5 protein-coding genes and 1 pseudogene are annotated in these 3324 nt (G+C 67.6%); 5 read left to right on the top strand and 1 reads right to left on the bottom strand.

Going from position 1 to position 3324, the window contains the following annotated elements:
• Nucleotides 1-196, bottom strand: a pseudogene (locus B2W70_RS03980) (hypothetical protein); the annotation flags it as partial.
• 35 nt (nt 197-231) lie between these two features.
• On the opposite strand from B2W70_RS03980, the gene B2W70_RS03975 reads away from it, so the two are divergent.
• The 5 genes from B2W70_RS03975 to B2W70_RS03955 form a co-directional block, all read left to right on the top strand.
• Nucleotides 232-1485 carry a lipoprotein-releasing ABC transporter permease subunit gene (locus B2W70_RS03975; protein WP_286743079.1) on the top strand — a complete coding sequence of 418 codons (1254 nt, stop codon included), beginning with the start codon at nt 232-234 and terminating at the stop codon, nt 1483-1485.
• Complete coding sequence (locus tag B2W70_RS03970) at nt 1478-2251, top strand: DUF2189 domain-containing protein (RefSeq protein WP_137842494.1); 774 nt, start codon at nt 1478-1480, stop codon at nt 2249-2251. The genes B2W70_RS03975 and B2W70_RS03970 overlap by 8 nt, the downstream gene beginning before the upstream one ends.
• A 1-nt stretch (nt 2252) precedes the next feature.
• Nucleotides 2253-2462, top strand: a complete 210-nt coding sequence (locus B2W70_RS03965) for a DUF2788 domain-containing protein (RefSeq protein WP_058086096.1) — start codon at nt 2253-2255, stop codon at nt 2460-2462.
• A gap of 6 nt (nt 2463-2468) precedes the next feature.
• Nucleotides 2469-3155 carry a lipoprotein-releasing ABC transporter ATP-binding protein LolD gene (lolD, locus tag B2W70_RS03960; RefSeq protein ID WP_286743074.1) on the top strand — a complete coding sequence of 229 codons (687 nt, stop codon included), beginning with the start codon at nt 2469-2471 and terminating at the stop codon, nt 3153-3155.
• Nucleotides 3156-3173: 18 nt separating this feature from the next.
• The coding region (locus tag B2W70_RS03955) for a TatD family hydrolase (RefSeq protein ID WP_286743084.1) at nt 3174-3324 on the top strand (151 nt) is incomplete at its 3' end.

The following is a 3324-nucleotide window of genomic DNA, read 5'->3' as shown; positions in this document are numbered from 1 at the left end:
ATTCGTCGCCTTCGAGCCGGGCCACGGGCTGCAGCCTGCCCAGCAGCTCGCTCAGGCGGGGCAGGGCGGTGGCGTCCTTCAGGCGCGTCAGGGCGTGCTGGCAGGGCTCGGACAGGCTGGCCGCGAAGGGGATCACCCAGTGTCGGGGGGGGTTGTGGGCGGCGGGATCGGGGGCAGAACCGGGGGCAAAGGGCATGGGCGTGATTATCGAGTGAGTACACTCCCCCCACCATGAATTTGCCTTACGAATGGCGGGTGGGTTGGCGCTACACGCGGGCCAGCCGTTCCACCCGACGCAACGGTTTCATTTCCTTCATCTCCGGGGTGTCCGTGCTGGGCATTGCCCTGGGCGTGGCGGCCCTCATCATCGTGCTGTCGGTGATGAACGGTTTCCAGAAAGAGGTGCGTGACCGCATGCTGTCGGTGATCGCGCACGTCGAGCTGCACGACACCTCGGGCATCGGCCTGCCCGACTGGCACGTGCTGGCCGACCAGGCCAGGCAGCATCCGGCGGTCGTCGGGGCGGCGCCCTTTGTGCCCGCCCAGGCCTTGATCGCACGCGGCGAGGACATGCGTGGCGCCATCGTGCGCGGCATCGACCCGCAGGCAGAGGTGTCGGTCACGCCGCTGGCGGCCAGCATGAAGGACACGTTCGCGCGCCTGAAACCGGGCGAGTGGGGGGTGATCATCGGCCACGAGATGGCGCTGCAGTTGGGCGTGCGCGAGGGCGATGCGCTCACCCTGGTGGCGCCCAGCGGACAGGTGACGCCGGCCGGCATCACGCCGCGCGTCAAGCAGGTCACGGTCGAGGGCATTTTCAGCGCCGGCCACTACGAGTACGACAACGGCCTCGTGCTGATGCACATCGACGACGCGGCGCGGCTGTTCCGCACGGGTGGCCCGGTGGGCGTGCAGCTCAAGCTCAAGGACGCCCAGCAGGCCCGCGTGGTGGCGGCCGAGCTGGCCGACAAGCTCGGGCCCGGCATCGCCGTGCGCGACTGGACGCGCACCAACCGCAACTGGTTCGACGCCGTGCAGGTCGAAAAGCGCATGATGTTCATCATCTTGACGCTCATCGTGGCCGTGGCCGCCTTCAACCTGGTCTCCACCCTGGTGATGACCGTGACCGACAAGCAGGCCGACATCGCCATCCTGCGCACCCTGGGTGCCAGCCCACGCTCCATCATGGGCATCTTCATGGTGCAAGGCGCCATGTCCGGCGTGCTGGGCACCATCGGCGGCCTGGGCCTGGGGCTGCTGGTGGCTTTCAACATCGACGTCATCGTGCCGGCCATCGAGCGCCTGCTGGGCGTGAACTTCCTGCCAGGCAGCATCTACCTCATCAGCAAGATGCCGTCCGATCCGCAGGCCGCCGACATCGTCCCCATCGGCATCATCTCCCTGGTCCTGTCCCTGGTTGCGACGCTCTACCCGAGCTGGCGCGCCAGCCGCGTGCAACCCGCCGAGGCCCTCCGATATGAATGACAAACGCGCGTCCTTCCACCGTCCGCTGCGGGTGCGCAAGGTGCATTCCTGGCGCACCTTCCTGTGGTTGAGCCGCGGGTTCAGCGACTTCATGAACGCGCCCTTGGTGGGCCTGCTGCATGGCCTGGCCATGGGGGCTTTCGGTGGGGCTTTGCTCTACGTGGCCTGGGACCGTTTCTGGGTGCTGGCAGGTGCCTTGTCGGGCTTCCTGCTCGTGGCGCCCATCCTGTCAACCGGGCTTTACGCGGTCAGCCGGGGCCTGCTCAAGGGCGAAGACGTCGGTTTGCGCACGGTTTGGCAGGTGTGGTCTTCGCTCGATGGGCGCCTGGTGCGTTTTGGCGTGCTGCTCACGGCCCTGGGCACCGGCTGGGTCATCACCTCGGCGGCGCTCATCACCCTGGGCGTCAAGCCTGCGGTGACCACGCCAGAGGACTTCCTGATGCGCGTCGTGCTGGCGCCTGACCCGGGCTTCTTCGAGCTCTGGCTGGTGGTCGGGGGCTTGATGGCCGCGCCGGTTTTTGCCTCCAGCGTCGTCGCGCTGCCGCTGTTGCTGGACCGCCAGGTCGGTGTTGGCCAGGCCGTGCTCACGAGCTGGCGTGCCGTCATGGCGAACCCGATCTGCATGAGCCTGTGGGGAGCGATCGTGATGTCGCTGTGCCTGCTGGGCCTGGGCACCTTGATGTTTGGATTGATTCTGGTGATGCCGATCCTGGGTCATGCCACCTGGCATGCCTACCGTGATCTGGTGGTCCGGGAAACGGTTTGAGATGGACGGATTCACTGAAGAGCAGATTGCTCAGTTCGGGCTCACGGTTGGCGTGGGCGGCTTCATGCTGTACATGGCCTTCATCATCGTGCAGCTGGCGCGCGAGTCCAAGGCAGGCAAATTCGGCACCTTCGTGCTCTTTCTGGTGCTGGGTTTCGGGCTGCTGGGCTTCCTGGCCAAGAACCTGATCGCCTGGTTCCTCAACATCTGAGCGCGCATGACCCAAGCGAACGAACTCATCCTGCAGGCCACCGGCCTGGTGCGCCGCTTCAGCGAGGGCTCGCTGGACGTGACCGTGCTCGACGGCGTGGACCTCGAAGTCGCCCGAGGCGAAACCCTGGCCATCGTGGGCGCCTCAGGCTCAGGCAAGAGCACGCTGCTGCACCTGCTGGGCGGGCTTGATGCACCCACGCGCGGCCGCGTGCACCTGGCTGGCCGCGACCTGTCTCAGCTCAATGCCACCGAGCAGGGCGCCTGGCGCAACCAGCACCTGGGCTTCATCTACCAGTTCCACCACCTGCTGCCCGAGTTCACGGCGCTGGACAACGTGGCCATGCCTCTGCTGATCCGCCGCATGCCCATCGAGCAGGCGCGCGAGCAGGCCCGAGGCTGGCTCGACCGCGTTGGCCTGCTCAACCGCGTGGGGCATCGCCCGGCCGAGCTGTCGGGCGGCGAGCGCCAGCGCGTGGCCGTGGCCCGAGCCCTGGTCACCCAGCCGGCCTGCGTGCTGGCCGACGAGCCCACCGGCAACCTTGATCGCCACACGGCGGGCACTGTCTTTCAGCTCATGCTCGATCTGGCTGCATCGCAGGGCACCGCCCTGGTCATGGTCACGCACGACACCGAACTGGCGACGCGTTGCAGCCGCATGCGCCGCCTGGTCGGCGGGCGCTTCGAAGACTGACATCCCGAGGCCGGCCCGATGGACGCCGCAGCTCGCCCCACCAGCCCGAGAGATTCGCTGGGTGAGGCGCAGGGTTTCTGGGTCGACACGCACTGCCACCTCGATGCCCCCGAGTTCGATCCCGATCGCGAAGAGGTGATCGCGCGCGCCCACGCCGCCGGCGTGGGCC

The organism is Aquabacterium sp. UBA2148 (genome assembly GCF_002328915.1).
Classification (GTDB): domain Bacteria; phylum Pseudomonadota; class Gammaproteobacteria; order Burkholderiales; family Burkholderiaceae_C; genus Aquabacterium; species Aquabacterium parvum.
This window is presented reverse-complemented; position numbering and strand designations above follow the sequence as displayed.